The 17,900-nt window shown below is 62.6% G+C and carries 17 protein-coding genes; all 17 read right to left on the reverse strand.

Annotated elements, in window-relative coordinates:
* Nucleotides 1–176: 176 nt before the first annotated feature.
* Nucleotides 177–2,009: a type IV secretory system conjugative DNA transfer family protein gene (locus OIM11_06025; protein HJJ00681.1), complete on the reverse strand. Its 1,833-nt coding sequence runs from the start codon at nt 2,007–2,009 to the stop codon at nt 177–179.
* Entirely contained in the window at nt 2,006–2,554 is a 549-nt protein-coding gene (locus tag OIM11_06030) for a hypothetical protein (GenBank protein HJJ00682.1), read from the reverse strand. The genes OIM11_06025 and OIM11_06030 overlap by 4 nt, the downstream gene beginning before the upstream one ends.
* 91 nt (nt 2,555–2,645) lie before the next feature.
* On the reverse strand, nt 2,646–3,164 hold the full coding sequence (locus OIM11_06035; GenBank protein ID HJJ00683.1) for a peptide ABC transporter substrate-binding protein: 519 nt from the start codon (nt 3,162–3,164) through the stop codon (nt 2,646–2,648).
* 133 nt (nt 3,165–3,297) lie between these two features.
* Nucleotides 3,298–4,041, reverse strand: a complete 744-nt coding sequence (locus OIM11_06040; GenBank protein HJJ00684.1) for an ATP-binding protein — start codon at nt 4,039–4,041, stop codon at nt 3,298–3,300.
* An 8-nt stretch (nt 4,042–4,049) separates the two neighbouring features.
* A complete protein-coding gene (locus OIM11_06045) occupies nt 4,050–4,511 on the reverse strand; it encodes a hypothetical protein (GenBank protein ID HJJ00685.1) in 462 nt (153 codons plus the stop codon).
* Nucleotides 4,512–4,531: 20 nt separating this feature from the next.
* The gene (locus tag OIM11_06050; protein HJJ00686.1) at nt 4,532–4,765 is read right to left on the reverse strand and encodes a helix-turn-helix domain-containing protein; all 234 of its coding nucleotides are present in this window, start codon (nt 4,763–4,765) and stop codon (nt 4,532–4,534) included.
* Nucleotides 4,766–4,828: 63 nt separating this feature from the next.
* On the reverse strand, nt 4,829–5,053 hold the full coding sequence (locus OIM11_06055; GenBank protein HJJ00687.1) for a helix-turn-helix domain-containing protein: 225 nt from the start codon (nt 5,051–5,053) through the stop codon (nt 4,829–4,831).
* Between the two features lie 446 nt (nt 5,054–5,499).
* Nucleotides 5,500–5,916, reverse strand: a complete 417-nt coding sequence (locus tag OIM11_06060) for a metal-dependent transcriptional regulator (GenBank protein HJJ00688.1) — start codon at nt 5,914–5,916, stop codon at nt 5,500–5,502.
* 266 nt (nt 5,917–6,182) lie between these two features.
* A complete protein-coding gene (locus OIM11_06065) occupies nt 6,183–7,562 on the reverse strand; it encodes an ABC transporter ATP-binding protein (GenBank protein ID HJJ00689.1) in 1,380 nt (459 codons plus the stop codon).
* 59 nt (nt 7,563–7,621) lie between these two features.
* Entirely contained in the window at nt 7,622–8,317 is a 696-nt protein-coding gene (locus OIM11_06070; protein ID HJJ00690.1) for an energy-coupling factor transporter transmembrane protein EcfT, read from the reverse strand.
* Entirely contained in the window at nt 8,317–8,898 is a 582-nt protein-coding gene (locus OIM11_06075; protein ID HJJ00691.1) for an MptD family putative ECF transporter S component, read from the reverse strand. Before OIM11_06075 ends, OIM11_06070 begins: the two co-directional genes overlap by 1 nt.
* A 24-nt stretch (nt 8,899–8,922) precedes the next feature.
* Nucleotides 8,923–10,677, reverse strand: coding sequence for an ABC transporter ATP-binding protein/permease (locus OIM11_06080; GenBank protein HJJ00692.1), 1,755 nt, complete (start codon nt 10,675–10,677; stop codon nt 8,923–8,925).
* Nucleotides 10,670–12,463 carry an ABC transporter ATP-binding protein/permease gene (locus OIM11_06085; GenBank protein HJJ00693.1) on the reverse strand — a complete coding sequence of 598 codons (1,794 nt, stop codon included), beginning with the start codon at nt 12,461–12,463 and terminating at the stop codon, nt 10,670–10,672. Before OIM11_06085 ends, OIM11_06080 begins: the two co-directional genes overlap by 8 nt.
* A gap of 71 nt (nt 12,464–12,534) precedes the next feature.
* Nucleotides 12,535–13,173 (reverse strand): TetR/AcrR family transcriptional regulator, encoded by a 639-nt coding sequence (locus OIM11_06090; protein ID HJJ00694.1) that lies wholly within the window; start codon nt 13,171–13,173, stop codon nt 12,535–12,537.
* A 220-nt stretch (nt 13,174–13,393) separates the two neighbouring features.
* Nucleotides 13,394–13,624, reverse strand: a complete 231-nt coding sequence (locus OIM11_06095; protein ID HJJ00695.1) for a hypothetical protein — start codon at nt 13,622–13,624, stop codon at nt 13,394–13,396.
* Between the two features lie 184 nt (nt 13,625–13,808).
* On the reverse strand, nt 13,809–14,192 hold the full coding sequence (locus OIM11_06100; GenBank protein HJJ00696.1) for a metal-dependent transcriptional regulator: 384 nt from the start codon (nt 14,190–14,192) through the stop codon (nt 13,809–13,811).
* A 4-nt stretch (nt 14,193–14,196) separates the two neighbouring features.
* Entirely contained in the window at nt 14,197–17,883 is a 3,687-nt protein-coding gene (locus tag OIM11_06105; GenBank protein ID HJJ00697.1) for an ABC transporter ATP-binding protein/permease, read from the reverse strand.
* Nucleotides 17,884–17,900: the final 17 nt, after the last annotated feature.

Raw genomic sequence — 17,900 nt, forward strand, 5'->3', positions numbered from 1 at the left:
GTCTTGCTTGTGGGCGGCCGCAACGGTTGGGTTTGAGGCGGCCGCCCCGGTTGGTACAATTGGTCGTGGAGCGCATCTCGCGCCCCTTTGCATCCGGGACGGCGCGCGGCGGGCTTGTGTGGAAGCTGGCCGCGCCGCGCTTGTCAAGGGAGTGTCGGCTCCCGCCGTCCCATCTCTCATCTCATGGGCGCATCACCGCCTCTCCTTTCCCGGTACTCCTTGAAGTCGAAACGCTCCTCGTGCCTCGCGCCCGCATGCCCGGGGTCCACCTCGGGATAGGAGGGATGCTCCTCGATGCGGTACTTCGCGCCCTTCAGGGGGTAGGTCCCGCTGATGAGCACGATCGACTCGTCGCGCGGGAGCCTTCCCACCTCGTCGGGCGTCATGAGGTCGCGTTCGATCACGTTGTAGTTCTGGGTGGTGGAGCGGTTCGCGCCCCTCGAGTCGCTTTCCGTGAGCACCTTCACGGTCTGCTTGCCGACCATCTTGGAGATCATCTCGTTGGTCTCGGTCGACTTGCCGCCGAGAAACACCACGGTGTCGCAGCAGTCCAGGATGGTCTTCGCGCCCTCCTTCTTGTAGGCGCGCTCGAGCTGGCTGGCCGACTGCAGGATGATGCTGAAGCTCACGTTGCGCGAGCGGGCCGTGGCGATGACGCGCTCGAAGTCGGGCACCGTGCCGATGTTGCCGAACTCGTCGAGCAGGAAGTGCACGGGGCGCTTGAGCGAGCCCCCGAAGCGAGCGAGAGCCGTCTTGTAGAGCACGCTCGTGGCCTGCCACATGAGCAGCGCGAAGAGGAAGTCGAAAGTCGAGTCCGAGTCCGACATGCTCGCGAAGATGGCGTGGCTGCCCTCTCCCGAGCCGAGAGAGTCGAGCGCCATCTCGTCGTATGCGACGAGATCGGAGACCGCATCGACCGAAAGGGGCTTCAAGCGCACGTTGCAGCTAATGATGATCGACTTCAGGGTCTTCCCGGCCGCCACCTTGAAGGCGCGGTAGTTTGACAGCGCGAAGTCCTCCTCCGGGTCGCGGGGCTCGGCGATGCGGACCCAGCCCCAGTCGCCCCCGTCGTCGAAGGGGCGCTCTTCCCGCGCCTCGCGCCCGCGCCCGCGCTCCATGAAGCGCATGCCCGTCTCGAGCTCCTCGAATATGAGGTCGAGCGGGCTCATGTAGGACTCGTCCTCCTCGCGCGCCTCCGCGAGGCTCAGTAGCAGCATGAGGGAGTTGAGGTCCCTCTCCTCGGGTCGCGCGTGGTAGACGAGGTAGGCCACCAGCGCCGTGTAGAGCAGGCGCTCGGAGTTCTCCCAGAAGGGGTCCGACCCCTTGCGGTCGTCGGGCGTGGTGTTCTTGATCAGGCACTCCACGAAGACGAGGATGTCGGCCTGGTCCTTCACGTATGAAAGCGGGTTGTAGTGCATCGAGCGGGAGAAGTCGGTCGTGTCGAAGGTGCGTATGTCGTATCCGGCGTCCTCGAGCATCCAGCCGACATCGCCGAGGAGGGTTCCCTTGGGATCGGTGACGAGGAAGTCGGCGTTTGCCTGCATGAGGTTGGGCTTGACGTAGTAGCGCGTCTTGCCCGATCCGGGGCCGCCGAGCACGCAGACGTTGCGGTTTCGGTCGTGCTTGAGGTCGAAGCGCTTCGGCTTGAGCGCGAGCGCGAAGTCCCTCGAGAGCAGGATGTTGTTCGCCTTGTCTTTCCTGTCCATGAACGCTCGTCCCTCCTTGAGGGTTCCCCAGCGGGCGGAGCCGTGCTCCTCGCCCTGGCGGTACGTGCCCGCGCGCACGAGGCTGCGCGCCCAGACCGCCCAGGGTATGCATGCGGCCATGAGGCCCACGGCAAGCGCCATGGGCTCCGCCGCGAGCCCCGTTTCGGGAATCGCCGACAGCAGGACTGGGGCGTCGCATGCGGGGAACCCCGACGCGGCGGCCGCAGCCGCGAGCGCGTCTCCGGCGCAGAAGCAGGCGGCGCTTGCGGCACCCGCCGCGAGCGCCTGCGCAAGCGGCCTCATTTCGCCCTCGTCTCGACGCCGCGCGACATCTCGCGCGACTTTCCCTTGGCGGCCTCCAGTCGGGATGACGCCTCCCTGGCGCGCGCCGCCTTCTCCGCGATGGGTTCGCCCTTGATACGCTCGCGCATCTGCGAGAGTTCCTTTCCCGCGCGCTGGGCGGATGCGCGCGTGGTCTTCTCGAGGTCCTTGAAAGCCTCGTTCACTGCGGGCGCATCCTCGACCATGAAGACGAGATGCTCGCCCTCCGGCATGGGCGCGAACTCGTGTCGGATGCCCTCGCGCGAGAGTTTCTCGTCGATGGCCTGGCGGATGGTCTCGTACTCGGGAAGCGCTGTGAATTCGGACAGGTCGAGCTTTGCCCACTCGGCCACGCTGCGGCCAGGTTCGGCCCCGCCTTCGATTGCGTCTTCGCCGCGGGCGCGCCTGAATGCCGATGCGAGCCGCTCGCCGCTGGCCATCATGGCCGCCTCGCCGGCATCCTGACCTATGCGGATCATCCAGTCGACGAGTTTCTCTCCGGAGTCGTCGCCGAAGTCGTTTGTCATGCTTCTTGTCCCTTCCTCTTGGTGGGACAGACTGTCCCAGTCGCTTTCCGAAAACAGAGAAGGCGGGGTGAACCCGCCTTCGTAAGTGTGTTCAGCGAAGCTCCGCCCGCGCGCCGCGCGTGGGCGTCATCGCCGTTTTGTTCAGTTGCTGGATGGAATCGCGTGCGCGTCTGGCGGCATCCTCGATGCTCGGAACCGCCTCCATGTACTCGAGGCGCTTGCACTGCTCTGGAGTTGCGCGATGCATGCACTCTATCGCATGTGAGAACCTCTCGGGCTCCTGCACGATGCGGCCGAAGGACCAACTCTCGAAGGCGAGCCAGCCGGAGTCGGTGCGCTTCAGCGTCCACCACTCGTCGCCGCCGTCGACCTGCTGCACGAAGGCGAGATCCTCGTACACGATCCCCTGGCGCAGCGCCCAGTTTCCGTGCGCGAAGAAGCCGCGCAGCTCTTCCACGCTGCCGGCCTTCGCGAACTCGTAGGGGTATTCCTCGAGGTAGGGGTCGTCTTGCCAGGGGTATCCGCCCCGCCTGAGCCAGCCGTTCTCCTGGCATTTGTCGGCGAGCTCCCGCTTGGTTCTCTCGTCGGCTTCCTTCAACCTGCCCGTCATCGTTCCTCCATCGCCTTCCGGAGTCGGCTGCCATCCGCACGCCGACTGCCCTCGATTCTTGTCGCGATTTACTCACAGACTCGCCGATGGCGTCGGCGGGAGAAGGCGCCGTCGTCCCGGCAAGTCCCGTCGGTCACATCCTTGACGCAATCCTCATATCCGGCCCCGTGAGGTGGATGGGGATGGTGGTCTCCGAGAGCCGGCTCGCGATAGCCTCGGCGGTCTCCGTCTCTCCCTTCCTTCCAAGCCTTTTCGATAGCGCCTGGGGCGAGTAGTTCGAGGTGAAGATGGTCGGCCTCATGTTTTCGTATCGGGCGTTTATCACAAGGAACATCATGTTCGAGGACCACTCCTTGGCATCCTCTTTGCCGAGGTCGTCGAGGACGAGGACGTCGCATGCAGCGTATCTGGAAATGACCGAATCGGTCTCCCCGTTCCCCGAGAAGCTCGCCTTGATCCTCTCGAGCATCGCCGATGCCGTTGTGAACACCGTGCGGTAGCCGGCGTCCACGAAGGCGTTCGCCAAGGCTGCGGCTGAATAGCTTTTCCCCCTTCCGACCGAGCCGTATATGTAGAGGCCTCGCCCTGCGCTGCCCTCGAACGACTCGAGGTAGTCGATGAGGTCCTGGTGCTGGACGGTCGCGCCGAGGAACCGCTTCGGGATCCCCGCGCGCTTGCGGCGCTCGGCCAGGCGCGCTTCCCTCTTCGCGGCTTCCATCCTCTCGGCTCGCGCCCTTTGCCCGCGTGCGCCCTCGCAGTCGCATTCGCGGAACCCCGCGACGATCCGCCTGGCGCCGAACTCGACCACGCATGGAGCGAGGGGGCGCCCGCAGTATTCGCAGCAAGCCTCCGAATGCGTCGGCTTCGATTCGCCCATGGCACGTCCTATCTGTAATCTTTGTTTTCCGTCTTTGTTATTAGCTGGCAAGGCGTCAGGGGTCGGCATGGCGTCTGGTCATGCAGAAGGCGGCACGGGCGCGGCCCGCGGTCATCCGATGGCATTTCGCCATGCGTCGACTGGCCGGCCCCCTCGATTGCCCCCTTCGCCCTTCGGGCCGCCTCGAAGTCTATGCGGTAGACCTTCGTCTCCCTCCCTTTGGAAAGCTCTTGGCGGCCTACCTCGAACACAAGGCCCACCTCCTCGAGCTTCCTCACCGCTCGGACAACGCTTCGCGTGTCGACTCCGAGAATCTTGCCCAGATGCGCCTTGCTCTCGAAGTAGGGGGATCCGCTTTCGCAGAAGCCGTAGATCCGGGCGTACACAAGGAGGGGGAGGCCTGTGAGGCCGAGCCCCCTCGTCATGAACTCCCTTACGATGATGAAAGCCTCGTCGCTACGCTCCGCCATGCCGGTCGTTCCCCGCGTCCCTAGACCGCATTGCGCTTGCTCCACTCGAGGAGCTCGTCGCGATAGGCGAAGAACCCGCGCTTCTTGCCGTTCATGCGCCTCAAAGGCAGGGGGTCGTCCTCGCGCTTGTGCCACTCGTAGACGCTGTTTCGGCTTACGCGGAACAGAATTGCAATCTCCTCGACCGAATACGTGTCCTGGACAAGGACGGGCGTCTTGACGAAGACGCCAGATGTTTTTCTATCAGAAATCATATCGAGTGCTCCTTCCGAAGGCGGCGGAACGCGGCAGCGCGCGCAAGAGCGCCGTCAGCATGCCTACCGCCTTCCAAGGGCCCGGTCGACAGCTTCGATATCGAAGCGAATGGTCTTCGCGCTGAGCCTCACGCAGGGAATCGAGCCCTTGCGGGCCATCGACAGCACCCTTCTGGGCGTTATTCCGAGATGCCGGGACACTTCCTCCGCATCAACGAGGTCGGACAGCGATTGGCTCGATCCTCCGAATCGCCGAAGGCCTCTGATGCCGTCTTCCGATACGTCCATGGGTTTCCTTTCGTCTCCACAAGGCGCTCTTAAAGCGTTTCGAGCACCGATAGCTCCAATAAAGTCCTTTCGGTCATGTTCGAGCCGGAGTCGAATGGGGTCAAAACGGGAAAAGCGGGCTTGTCCCGCTAAGTCCCTGCATGTCATTCGTTGACGAAATCTGCGCAATCCGCCGCAAGCGCCACCCAGGTAGTAGTTTTGCTTTATGTGCCTTGATTTTCGGGATGCGTCCTGCAACTTGAAGGCCTTGGCCGCAGATAATCGAGATGATGAGGTGGGGACCTGACAAGGAAGAAGAGAACGACATAGCAAAGCGGCCCCGTCCAATTCGGAGGGCCGCTTTGCTGGTAGGGGAACTCACCAGATGAATCGGGGCTATCATGAAAGATAAGCCGACTCCGCATTGCCGAAGGCGATGAGGCCGGTCGCTTGGTGATGCTGATCCCTTATCGAAGGGAATCCTGAATCCGCCCTAGGTGGGAGGAGAGCTTCTCGAAAGAATCCGTGGAGATGCAGTGCTCCATGCGGCATACCTCTTTGGAGGCAACTTCCGCATTCACCCCGGCGTTGGCGAGCAGACGCTCGAAGAAGCGGTGTTTAGATAGCGTCTCCTCGGCAAGGTGCTTTCCAGCTGCGGTCAAGCGAACGTCGTGATCGACCACCTCGACAAGGCCCTTACGAGCCAGGTTGCCGAGCGCCTTGGTGACGCTCGCCTTCGAGAAGCCCAGGCGCTCGGCGATGTCCACGTTGCGGCACGACCCGCGCAGGCGGCGGATCACGAGGATGGCCTCGAGGTAGTCTTCGGACGACTTGGTTGTCGCCCTGCTCCGTGAGCCGCGGCTCGCATCGGCTTCATCCCTCATTCAAATCATCCTCTCGTTCGCCTAGTCCCTGCAGGCGACACGGCTTCGCGAACAGTCCGCCGCACGAGCCGACCCCGCATCGGCGAAGACGATGGGGCCGGCCGATTGGCGATGCCGATCCCTCATCGAAGAGAATCCTCGATCCGCTCCAGGCAGGAGGAGGGGTTCTCGAAAGAATCCGTAGATGCACTGCTCCATGCGGCACGCCTCTTCTGCCATCCGGGAAGGGACGTGGAATCGGCTTCCGCTACGTCGAGTGAAGACAACTAGCGAACGCACCCCATGAACCTAAGGACGCTTTTGCTGGATCCGGGCGCCCGCAGGTCGACCTTCTCGCAGCCGTCTCGCCCCACCATCAGAGCCGAAGTGCAGACCTTGAACAGGAACTCAAGGTCATGGGTGATGACGGCCACGGGACGGCCTTTGGCAAGCTCCTCGATGAGCCCGGCAATCCTCGCCATGTGCATGAAGTCGAGTCCCGATGTCGGCTCATCCAGAACGACAATCTCCTTGCTGCTCAGAAAGGCGCAAGCCAGCGCCAAACGCTGCTTCTGGCCTCCTGATAGGTTTTGCGGATGCTCGGTCCTCTTGTCCCATAGGTCGATGGCCTTGACGATACGCGCCACCTCGTTGAGACGGTTGTCGTCGATGCTTTTCTGGTCGGTCAGGATTTCGTTTTCCACCGTGTCGAAGAACAATTGGTAATCGACGTCTTGCATCATGTAGTACGATCGGCGAAGCCTCTGCCGAGGCCGAACTCCCCACGAGAAGGCCTGTCGACCGCCCGCAAGGCCGCACATCGCCCGGGCGAGCGTGCTCTTTCCGACTCCGTTTGCCCCAAGGACGCCCATAACCTCGCCCTCTCGCAAAGAGAGCGTCAAGGGCCCGATCAGGGCTCGCCCGCCTGCGGAGACCGAAACGCCTTTCATTGAAGCGACCTCCGCCCCGAGCTGACGGTGGTTTTCCGGGTTCAGGCCGTGTAGATCGAGCGCGCGAAGTCCATAGCGCGCGCAATCCTCCGCGCGAAGCCGACCCGCTGCGAACGAATCGACGATTTGGCCGCCCGCCATGACGTGGAGCCTGTCGTAGAGATCCGCCAGAAAGTAAAGCCTGTGCTCGGCGATGACGACGGTCTTGCCGAGGGCCTTCAAATCGGCGAGGATTCGGCGAAAGTCCTCTATCCCTTCGTGGTCGAGGCTGGCGGACGGCTCGTCGAAGAAAATCACCTGGGTGTCGTAGACGAGCGTCGAGGCTATGGCGACGCGCTGCTTCTCTCCTCCCGAGAGGCCTATGAGGTCCTTGCCCGCCAGATGCGCGATTTTCATGCTCTCGAAAGCCGACTCGACCCTTTCGATCAGCTCCTCGCGAGGCATGCCCAGATTCTCGCCGACGAGGGCCACCTCGTCGGCCGCCTTGCGGGTGAAGAACTGATCGGTCGGATTCTGGAACACGTTGCCGATCGTGCGGGCGAGCTCGCCGGAGGAGAACTCTCCCAGGCTTTTCCCGAGAAGCTCGATTCTCCCATCGAGCTCGCCTTCGTACTGATCGGGAATCAAACCGTTCATGGCGCGCAGGAGAGTGGTCTTCCCGCACCCGGAGTTGCCGGTGAGTACGACGAGCTCGCCGCGCTCCACCGAAAACCGCACGTTCTTCAATGCCGCGAGATCTTCTCCCTTGTATGAGAAAGACCGAATGTCGACGTCAATCACATCCATACCGCGACCCCCAAAAGAACGACTCCGACGCCCAAGGCGGCTCCGTCAAGCAGACCGAAGGAGAGACTTCGGTAGCTCGTCTTTTCGCAATTCGCTTCGATTCCTTTCGAAATCACGGAGGAGACGAGCGTCTCGCTCACGTGCAGGCACTTGTACACAAGGGGAACGAAGTAGAGCTCGAAGGCGTGCACGGGACGAAGCGGGCTCGGGCGCAGCCCGCGAACCCGCATCCCGCGCTTTATCTCCTTCACGCGATCGCCCATCTCGTCGAGGAAGCGCAACCCTATGACTGCGCCGACTGCGGCTCTGTTCGGAACGTGCAGCTTGCGCATGCTCGCCAGAAGCTTCGAGGAGCTCGTCATCATGAGGGCGCAACCGATGTTGACGACGGGGAAGACCCTCACCACCAAAACCGCCACGCCCAGGAAGATGCTCGTGACATAGCCGATGTCGACATGCAGGATCAGCTGCACGACCCCGCATGCCACCGCAAAGAGCGCGAGCTGCCTCAAGAAGGACGCCGGCGAGACGTCCAAAAGGACGAGAAACGACAGCGCCAGAACGAGGGCATATACCAGCTGATTGGCGAGAAACGCTTGGATGAGCGCCAGAAGCGTCAGCGCGAAGAGCGTCAGCGGGTGCAGATGCCCCTCGCGCCCGCTGTCGAGCAGACCCGTTCGCCCCATCAACCCAGCCTGCTTTCCTTCGCGCCCTTTTCGAAGAACTTGTCGTTGATGAACATTCCGAAACGCCCGGCCAGAAGCTCGGTCACAATATTGATCAGCACGCAGATGACCATCATATCGACCGTGTACATCGCCACCATCTGCTGCGCCTGTTCAAGCGAGATGCTCTCGACGAAAGTCGCCAGCCCATCGGATCCCAGAACGAGCACGAACACTATCATGTGCATCGAGTAGATGAACATCGATGCCGAAAACGACAGCCACACCCTCTTCTTGTTTCCGTAGTCGCCGGCGATGATCTCTGCGACGATGCCCGCGATCAGGCACAGGGGCGTCGCGACGGCGAAGCCCATGATCGCGTAGAGCACGCCGTAGATCAACCAGAAGCAGAAGGCCGTCCCCCGTTTTTGCACCTTGCGCGCCATGATGGTGTAAACGGGACCGACGAAGAAGGCCGCGAATCCCGCCGAGACGTACATGGAAAGCGCGCCGAACATGCCTGTTATCATGCCGACGCCCATCCCGAGGGCGAATCCGATCACTCCCAGTACCGCTATTGTCGCGATGTCCTTCAGTTTCATGTGAGCCTCCTTTTGCTCTGTTTGCTAGACCAATTGCCACTGGGAGCTCGCGTTGCGCTTGTCCCAGAAGTCTTTGTATTCTCCTTCGAGGGCGATCAGCTCGTTGTGCGTCCCTGTCTCCGCAACCTTGCCCGAGCTATCCATGACCACGATCTTGTCCGCCATGCGCACGGTTTCGAGCTTGTGCGCGACCACGATGAGCGTGGAGCGCCGTTTGAGCGTCTCTATTGAGCGAACGACGTTCTTCTCGTTTTCCGCATCGAGAGCCGACGTCGCCTCGTCCAGGAGCACGATGGGGGCTTGCTTGAGAAGCGCGCGGGCTATGGAAACGCGCTGCCGCTCGCCGCCGGAAAGCGAGCGACCCCCTTCGCCGCACAGCGTCTCCCAGCCCTCAGGAAGGCGCTCGACGACCTCCGTCACCCCGGCAAGGTCAGCGACCGCGCGAAGCTGCTCCTCCGAAGCATCCGGGTTCGCCATAAGGACGTTGTTTCGCAGCGTGTCGTTAAAGAGATAGACGTCCTGGAAAACGAAAGACACCCGAGCGAAAAGATCCTCTGTCGTCATATCGCGGACGTCTACGCCGCCGATCCTGACCGCTCCGTCGTCGACGTCGTAAAAACGCGCGATTAGCTTGAGCATGGTCGTCTTGCCGCAGCCAGACGGGCCCACGATGGCGACCATGCTGCCTTCCGGAACGTCGAGATCGACTCCACGAAGGATTGGCTTCTCCTTCACGTAGGAAAAGCGAACCTCTCCCATCCGGACGCTTGCGTCGGTCGGACAAGCTTTCGACGCGTCCACAACCGGCAGCTCGGCCGCTTCGACGACCTCGTCCATGCCGTCGAGCATTGCCCGACGGTCCTCCATCCCGAATAGGGCTGAGGCGATCTCGTTGAGGAGCGTGGTGAACCTTAGTGCGACGCCGATCATGACCACTGTTTCAAGCGCCCCGATGCTTCCGCTTGCACCCAAGTAGCTCACCGCGATGATCATGCTCACAACGAGCATCTGCACGCTCGCCCCGGAAAGGATTTCGCCGAGGGCGCTCCACCACAGGCCGCGGACCGACCGCTTTCTGCCTTCTACGAAACTATCCTCAAGCTCCGCATAGTCGGCACCCGCACGGCAGGCGCGCAGGGCTCCCTGGCATCGTGCGAACTCGACTATCCTCGCGGCGATGTCCCGCTCGGCGGAATCCTCTAACCCGTTTCCTTTTCCGACGCATGCCTGTGAAACGCGCAGAAGAAGGAAAAGGATTGGGATGGAAAGCGTCAGCATGATTCCAATTTGCCAGCTCCAAAGCCACACGGCAGCACAGAACACGATTGCGGCGGCAGCGTTTTTTATAAGCTGGCCAACATAAAGAGCAGCGGCCTGTCCGGTCGAGATCATTTCCTGCGTAACCATGCGCGAAAGCCTTCCGGCACTATCCGCCTTAAACCAGCCAAGTGGCAAACGCGACACCTTGTTCCCGATGACCACCTGCATATTGCGCATGAAGCCTAACCCCGCTGCATAGCTGAGCTTGGTACCGAAGAACGAGGCTGTTGAGCCGACGACTGTCACCGCCGCAAGCGCGACTGCCCAGCCCCAAAACGTCAAGCCCCATTGGGGGTCGCCGGACTGGAGAGCCATGGTCGCCGGCATCATGATGGCGAGACCGATGCCGCACATCACGCCGGAAAGGGCGTAGAGCAAAGTTCCCAAACGGTGCTGGCGCCTATCACCCTCGTCCATATAACGACGAAGTCTCGGTAAGAAGCGTTTGGAATTACTCATCTGCATCGCCCTCTTCTTCACTGCCGCAGAGGCCTCCTTGCTTGAGAAGCGCCTGATAATGCTCGTTGTCTTGAATCTCCGCATGCGTTCCAAGGGCGACGATCTTACCTTCTTCCAACACGGCAATTTGATCGGCGCCTAGGATTGCGTTGAGCCGGTGGGCGATGGCCAGAACCGTTCGGCCTTCGACCAAGGAACTTAGTGCTTTCTGGATCTCGAGCTCCGAATCTGGGTCGGCAAAAGCGGTGGCCTCATCCATGATGAGGATCGGCGTGTCGGCTAAAAGGGCACGCGCTATACTCACGCGCTGGCTCTCGCCGCCTGAGAGCGAGCAGTCCGTTCCCAAAACGCTGTCGTATCCCTTGGGCAGCGACATGATGAAATCGTCGATCTGCGCCGTACGGGCAGCCTCCCGAATCTCCTCCAGGGAAGCCTCCGGCTTAGCTAAAGAAATGTTTCTTCCGATGGAGGCGTTGATCAGCATCGGGTCCTGGAGCACGAACGAAACCGTGTTGTAGAGGTCACGGGAGGAGATGTCTCTCAGATCGACGCCGCCGAGACGGATGGAGCCGCTTTCCGGGTCGTCGAAGCGTGCAATGAGTGTGGCGAGCGTCGATTTACCCGAGCCTGACGGGCCGATGAGCGCCGTCGTGGTACCGGGATTAAGGACAAGACTGACACCGCGCAAGGCCTGGGTATCGCCGTAGGAGTACGATACGTCGTTCACCTCAACGACGACCCCGTCGGGCTTCTTTGGGGTTTTCGGCTCGGGAATCGACGGCGTGTCCAGAATCTCGCACAGCCTGACTGCGGCAGCGCCGGCCATCTGGTACGACCACGTGCTGTTGGCGACAGCGCTGATGGCGGTCGGAAGCACGATGGCTATCAGCGCGCACGCGAGAACCTGGGGGAGGCTGGCCAACCCTGCCCCCATGACAAGCGCGCCGCCGCAGAGGTTGATCAGCAGCAGCAAGGGGGAGGAGATGAGCTCGCCGGCAATCGAGCAAAGCCCGATGAGCGGGGCGCACCAGTCCCAGTACGACTGCGAGAATGCCGATGCGGCGTCCGCGTAATTACGATGCGCCTCTCCTGTTTTTCCGAACGCTTTGACCACCTTGATGCCGGACACGAGCTCGACCATCGTCGAGGACACTTGTGCAAGGTGCCCGTTCATCTCGGCGGTTTTCGGTCCCATATCCTTCATAGAGAGCGCCTGCAGCAGGAAATAGAAGGGGATCGTGGCGATGCCGATGAGCGCCAAGCGCCAATTGATCCAGAACATGAAAGCCAGAAGAACCATCGGCTGCAAAACGCCGTTAAGACGGTCGACCGGTCCGTGTGCGATGACGGTGTGGACCGTCTTCGTGTCATCCTGCACAGCGCTTCTGACCTTGCCGGATTCCGTAGCGCTAAACCAAGCAAGAGGCGCGCGGCTCAACCGCTCAACGATACCCTTGCGAATGACGTAGCGCAGTTTCATATCGGCAAAATGCGTGATGATGAGCGCAAGAGCGCGAAAGAACAGCTGCGAGAGGAACGCCATGACGAGGAGGAGGGCAATTTCGTGCACCTTGGAGGCATCGGCCTGCGCGAGCGGGCCTTCCCCCGCCAGAAATAGGTCTCCCAGCCATACCAAAGCCAAATACGGGGCAAAGGATAAAAGCGCCGAGAGCACCGTGAACGCCTGCGCCAGCATGACGCGTCCCTTGACGGGGCAAGACAGGCGCCTGATAGCCTCCCGCCCCGCTTCATCCCGTTGCCGGTCTTGTTCGCTTGTCTCTGCCATGGGCACCACCTCAAGTATAGTTTCGGTTAATAATGACTTAGTTATCTTTGACGCAAAAAAAGAAAGAGCCGTCAAAGCGTGCGATATTTCTCCCAGCCCGCATTGAAGAACGTTGAAATGACCTCGGTCGTCGCGTTGAGCTCCTCGACGCTCTTCGCGTGGATGATATTCTCGGAAAGGGCGCTGTAGAACGCGTGGTTGACGATGTGGAGAGACTCTTTCGAGATGACGGTTCGAGCCTTCTCTGCGCCGTGGATCAGCTCGAGAACGCGGAGGGTGGTCCTGTCCTCCTCGTCGACGAGCCAGTCAAGGAAGTGCTCGTAGGGGGTGCCGTAGGAGCGGAACACAAGGAGCTCGTAGATGTCGCGATGGGAGTACAGCATCGCCGTGGTCGCGAGCGTCCCCGCCGCCTTGGCCTCGAGCGCGGCGCGCACCTGCTCCGGGGTCACGGGCTTCCCTTCGTCGTACCCGGCGAAACCTCGCTTCTCGCCTTGGGCGTAAGCTTTGCGAATCATGCTCGCCAGCGGCTCGACCAGCTCCGAGAAGAGCGCCTCCTTGTCTTTGAAATGCTTGTAGAACGCCCCGGTGGTCACGCCGGCAGCCTTGCAGATCCTGCGCAGGTTCGCCTTCTCGAACCCCTCTTCCAGAAACGCCGCAAGGCCGCTCTTCAAGATGCGCTCGTGCGTCTCCTGGTAGTTGCCGTTGCTCACTGCAGTCACCTCCCTCCAATAATAACTTAGCTATCTTTCGTGTTGGGAATTCTGCCACCAAAGTTAGTCACTGTCAACTCTTATGCTCATGATATCTCAGTAGAAGCGGCCTTGGCTTGATAGACGGAGGAGCCTCGATGAACCGCCTAGTTAATTTGGGCGGGAACTATCTCTACTCGAATCGAAGCGGGGCGTCCTGAAAGGTTCTGTCTGACTACAATCACGTCGCGTGCCGTTTGCTCCACTCGAGGAGCTCGTCCCTGAACGCGAAGCGCCCCCTCTTTCTGCCCATCATCCTCCTCAGTGGCAGGGGGTCGTCCTCGAGGAGGCTCCATTCGTAGACCGCGTTCCTGCTCACACGTAAGAGTATCGCTATCTCCGCCACCGAGTACGTGTCCTGTATCGGCACGGGGATCTTGACGTACGGGCATCCTGCTGATTCGACTGCCATGCGTCTGCTCCTTCCGGAGCGGCAGACGCTGCACCTCGGCGTCGCGGGGCTTGGCGGCGATGGCGCGATGCTCGTTGCCATCGCCGCCGCTCGATATCGTCCCCTCGCTCAGCGAGGAGTTGCCTAGTGGGCGGTATCCGAAACTGAGCCAGTCGCCCAGTCTGGCCTGCAAGCCGCCCTCCGTTTACCCGCCATCGCCCTCGTCTCGTCGGCTCCCGAGATAGGCCGCGAAACGTCTGTAGGAGTCCTCTGACAGGCAGTGCTCCATGCGGCAGGCCTCCGCCGAGGCGGTCTCGGCGTCCACGCCTGACTCGACGAGCAGCCGCTCGAAGAAGCGGTGCTTGTCGAGGGTGGCCTCGGCGAGGCGCCCGCCCTCCTCGGTCAGCCGCACGTCGCGGCCGACCACCTCGGCGAGGCCCCTGCGCGCCAGGTTGCCGAGCGCCTTGGTGACGCTCGGCTTGGCGACGCCCATGCGCTCGGCGATGTCCACGTTGCGGCACGACCCGCGCAGGCGGCGGATCACGAGGATGGCCTCGAGGTAGTCCTCGGAGGATTCTCGCCCGCCCATCCGCTCATCTGCCCGTCGGGACATCGGCGGCATCGCCCCTGTCGGCGGGAACGGTCCACGACGAGCTTTCCTGCTGGAGCCTCCACAGCCTCGCGTACAGCCCGTCCTCGGCGAGCAGCGTCTTGTGGTTCCCCTCCTCCGCCACGCGCCCGCTGTCTAGGACGACGATCTTGTCCGCATTGGCGACGGTCCTCAGTCGATGGGCGATGACGATCACCGTTTTGCCTGCGCACAGGGTTCCGACCGCTCTCTGGATAAGCGTCTCGTTCTCGGGGTCGAGCGAGGCGGTCGCCTCGTCGAGGAGCACCACGGGCGCGTCTTTCAGGAGAGCCCTCGCAATGGAGAGGCGTTGGCGCTCCCCGCCCGAGAGGGAGGCGCCGTTCTCGCCCAGCACCGTGTCGAACCCCTGGGGAAGCCTCTCGATGAACTCCAGGCAGTGCGCCGCCCTTGCAGCCTCGGCCACCTCTTCGTCGGAGGCGCCTTCGCGGCCGATGCGAATATTGTTCGCAACCGTGTCGTCGAAAAGGACCACGTCCTGGAAGACTATGGAGACGTGCGCGAGCCACGATTCCTCGGAGAACTCGGCGATGTCCTTTCCAGAGCAGAGGACCCTGCCGCTGTCGGGCTCCCAGAATTTGGCCGCCAGCTGGGCGCAGGTCGACTTGCCCGAGCCGCTCGGCCCGACGAGCGCGGTGACTTCCCCCTCGCGCGCGACGAAGCTTACGCCGTGGAGCACCTCTTCGTCGCCGTACCCGAACCGGACGCCCTGGAAGGACAGGTCGTGGCCGGGCACATCCGCCGAGGCGGACCCCCTCGCTTCGGGCTCGTCCATGACCGCCTTGATGCGGGCGGTCTTCGTCGAGAGGTTGAGAAGGTTGGGCAGCTGCGAGACGAGGGCGAGGATGGGCCCGTAGACGCGGGAGACGATGAGCAAGAACATGAGCAGAACCATGAAGTCCACGCCGCCGGAGGCGAGAAGCACCGCCCCGACGCAGGCGGTCAAACCGACTCCCGAGCGGAGGATGGCGCTCGCGAGGGAGACGGAGACGTCGACGGCGAGCTCGACCCGCATCGTCACCCTCTTGAGCTCGAGCATCGCCTGCTCCATGGCGGCGGAGTCCTTGCCCACCGCCCTGCAGGCCCTCATGTCCTTGATGCCCTCGAGGTAGTCCTGCACGCACGCCAGCGCATCCAGGCGGACGCGGTTCTGCCTTTCGAAAAGGCGCGACTGATGACGGCGGCTCAAGGCGATGACCCCTGCCGAAAGCGGAAGCGTGACCATAACGCAGCAGGCGAGCCGCCAGTCGAAGAATGCCAGCATCGCGCAGATGACCACGGTCGACACGATTCCGGCGATGAGCTGCGGGAGCGTCGACGAGAGCATGGACTCCTGCGCCGTCACGTCCCCCATGATGCGGTCGGCCACGTCGGTCGTGTCCCGGCGGTTGAAGAAGCTCATGGGCAGCTTCCTCAGGTGGTCGGCGAGGCGCAGGCGGGTGCCTTCGGACTCGGTGTACGCGGCCACGTAGGTTTTCTTGTAGTCGTTTCTCGAAGCGACGAAGACCACCACCATCCCCGCAAGCCCCACGGCGAAGATCGACCAGAGCGCGGCGGCGTCGAACGGCTCGCCCGCAAGGGTCCCCACGAGAGCCGCGAACGCGGCGACCGTGCAGACGAAGGGGATCATGAGCGCCAGATCGCTCAAGGTGCAAGCAATGGCCGAGCGCTTGAGGCCGACGTAGCCCTCGTCGGAAAGGTTGAACGTCCTCTGAAGCCAAGGCGCCCTGCCGCTCGACGGCTTGCCGGGTTTCTCCGCAGGGTCGTACTCCTCGGCGGAGACGCCCTGCGTTGCATGCGGGGCGGTCGCTTCGGAGGATCGGGTGTCGTCGCGCGGGGCCGCTTCGATGCCCCATTCGACCGCTTCCGTGTACTGCCTCCACATCTTCGCGTACGTCCCCGATGCGGCGAGGAGCTCTTGATGGGTGCCTTCCTCGACTTTGCGCCCGCCGTCGAGCACGACTATCTTGTCGGCACCGACGACCGTGGAGAGCCTGTGGGCGACCATGATCACGGTCTTGCCGGCCATGAGCCTCTCGAACGCCTTCTGGATCAAATGCTCGTTCTCGGGATCGGAGAACGCGGTCGCCTCGTCCAGCACCACGATGGGCGCGTCCGAGATGATCGAGCGCGCGATGGCTATCCGCTGCTGTTCGCCGCCGGACAGGTGCACGCCTTCGGAGCCTATTACCGTGGCGTAGCCATGGGGAAGGCCGTTTATGAACGCGTCCGCCTGGGCGGCCTTCGCGGCCTCGACCACCTCGTCGTCGGTCGCCCCCGGCCTGCCGCGCCTGATGTTCTCCGCGACGCTCTCGCGAAAGAGGTGGGAATCCTGGAACACCAGGCTGAGGCTGCCCATCAGCTCATCCTGGCCCATCTCGCGGACGTCGACGCCGCCGACGAGAACCTGGCCCGAATCGACGTCCCAGAAGCGGGCGACGAGGTTCGCGAGGGTCGATTTGCCCGAGCCGCTCGGCCCGACGACCGCGCACACCGTGCCGGCGGGGATTTCCAGCGAGACGTTGCGCAACGCCGGCTCCGCGTCGTCTTCGTAGGAGAAAGTCACGTCCCGAAGGGACACCGAGGCGTCCTTCGGGGCTTTCGGCGCCTCGGGACAAGAGAGCTCTTCGATGCCGAGCACGGAGTCGATGCGGTCGATGTTTGCCTGGGCGAGCATCCCGTCCTCGCTCACGTAGAGGATCTTCGTGAACACGCTCGATATCGAATGCACGAACAGGAGGTAGAAGACGAGCGAGAGCACGAACGTCGGCCAGTCCTGCGCGCCCGGGGCGAGGAGTATGCCGACGGGCAGAACGAACAGGTACGCGTTGTTGAGGACCGCCGTGAAGCCCGGCATGGAGTTCCTGAAGAAGAGCGTGACGTCGAGGGAGAGGCCGGTGTAGTCCTTTATCGCGTCGGAGAGGCGCTTGAACGAGCGCGCCGTCTGGCCGAAAGCCTTCACGACGCGCATTCCGCGGACGTACTCCACGGAGGCGTTGCCCATCTGCTCCTTGACTTCCTGGTAGCGCCCCATGCTCGCCATGACGCGCTTGTCGGCATAGCCGGAGAACTGCACGACGCATGCGACGGCGACCGCCGCCAGCGTGGCGACGCCGAAGCGCCAGTCGAAGACGAAAAGCAGCGCCGCCAAAACGACGGGCGCGGCGGCGGTGGCCGCCAGGTCCGGGATGGAATGGCCGATGAACTGCTCGATCCCGCCGACGCTCTCGTCCATGACCTTCGAGATCCTACCCGTGCCGAGCCGCGCTATGTGCCCAAGAGGGATCCTCCCGAGATGGGCGGCGATATCGAGCTTCGTGCGGTACTGCGCGTCGAACGCCGCGGCGTGAGAGCACAGCAGCGCGGCAAGATAGCACCCCACGTCAACGACTATGCCTGCCACCGCCAAGCCCGCGTAGCCCGTCATCGCCGAAACGTCGACGGCGGCCAGGTTCGGATAGACCCCGACCGCATCCCTAATCATGAAGTAGATCGCCACGTATGGGACGAAGGACGCCGCCGCGGATAGGACCGCCAGCGCCATGGAGGCGAACACGAGGGGCTTTCTTCTCCCCGCGAACCGCAGGCAGCGGGAAAGGGCCCCCGGCTTCCTTCCTTTGCTTTCCTTGCTCATTGAATACCTCTTCTCTC

It is taken from the genome of Coriobacteriaceae bacterium, from assembly GCA_025992705.1.
Taxonomy (GTDB): domain Bacteria; phylum Actinomycetota; class Coriobacteriia; order Coriobacteriales; family QAMH01; genus QAMH01.

Bases quoted from the DNA above. Each gene is read 5' to 3' on its own strand.
- OIM11_06070 (HJJ00690.1), bottom strand. From the start codon at position 8,317: ATGGGGCGAACGGGTCTGCTCGACAGCGGGCGCGAGGGGCATCTGCAC.
- OIM11_06075 (HJJ00691.1), bottom strand. From the start codon at position 8,898: ATGAAACTGAAGGACATCGCGACAATAGCGGTACTGGGAGTGATCGGA.
- OIM11_06025 (HJJ00681.1), bottom strand. From the start codon at position 2,009: ATGAGGCCGCTTGCGCAGGCGCTCGCGGCGGGTGCCGCAAGCGCCGCC.
- OIM11_06045 (HJJ00685.1), bottom strand. From the start codon at position 4,511: ATGGCGGAGCGTAGCGACGAGGCTTTCATCATCGTAAGGGAGTTCATG.
- OIM11_06060 (HJJ00688.1), bottom strand. From the start codon at position 5,916: ATGAGGGATGAAGCCGATGCGAGCCGCGGCTCACGGAGCAGGGCGACA.
- OIM11_06035 (HJJ00683.1), bottom strand. From the start codon at position 3,164: ATGACGGGCAGGTTGAAGGAAGCCGACGAGAGAACCAAGCGGGAGCTC.
- OIM11_06050 (HJJ00686.1), bottom strand. From the start codon at position 4,765: ATGATTTCTGATAGAAAAACATCTGGCGTCTTCGTCAAGACGCCCGTC.
- OIM11_06080 (HJJ00692.1), bottom strand. From the start codon at position 10,677: ATGAGTAATTCCAAACGCTTCTTACCGAGACTTCGTCGTTATATGGAC.
- OIM11_06030 (HJJ00682.1), bottom strand. From the start codon at position 2,554: ATGACAAACGACTTCGGCGACGACTCCGGAGAGAAACTCGTCGACTGG.
- OIM11_06095 (HJJ00695.1), bottom strand. From the start codon at position 13,624: ATGGCAGTCGAATCAGCAGGATGCCCGTACGTCAAGATCCCCGTGCCG.
- OIM11_06040 (HJJ00684.1), bottom strand. From the start codon at position 4,041: ATGGGCGAATCGAAGCCGACGCATTCGGAGGCTTGCTGCGAATACTGC.
- OIM11_06085 (HJJ00693.1), bottom strand. From the start codon at position 12,463: ATGGCAGAGACAAGCGAACAAGACCGGCAACGGGATGAAGCGGGGCGG.
- OIM11_06105 (HJJ00697.1), bottom strand. From the start codon at position 17,883: ATGAGCAAGGAAAGCAAAGGAAGGAAGCCGGGGGCCCTTTCCCGCTGC.
- OIM11_06100 (HJJ00696.1), bottom strand. From the start codon at position 14,192: ATGGGCGGGCGAGAATCCTCCGAGGACTACCTCGAGGCCATCCTCGTG.
- OIM11_06055 (HJJ00687.1), bottom strand. From the start codon at position 5,053: ATGGACGTATCGGAAGACGGCATCAGAGGCCTTCGGCGATTCGGAGGA.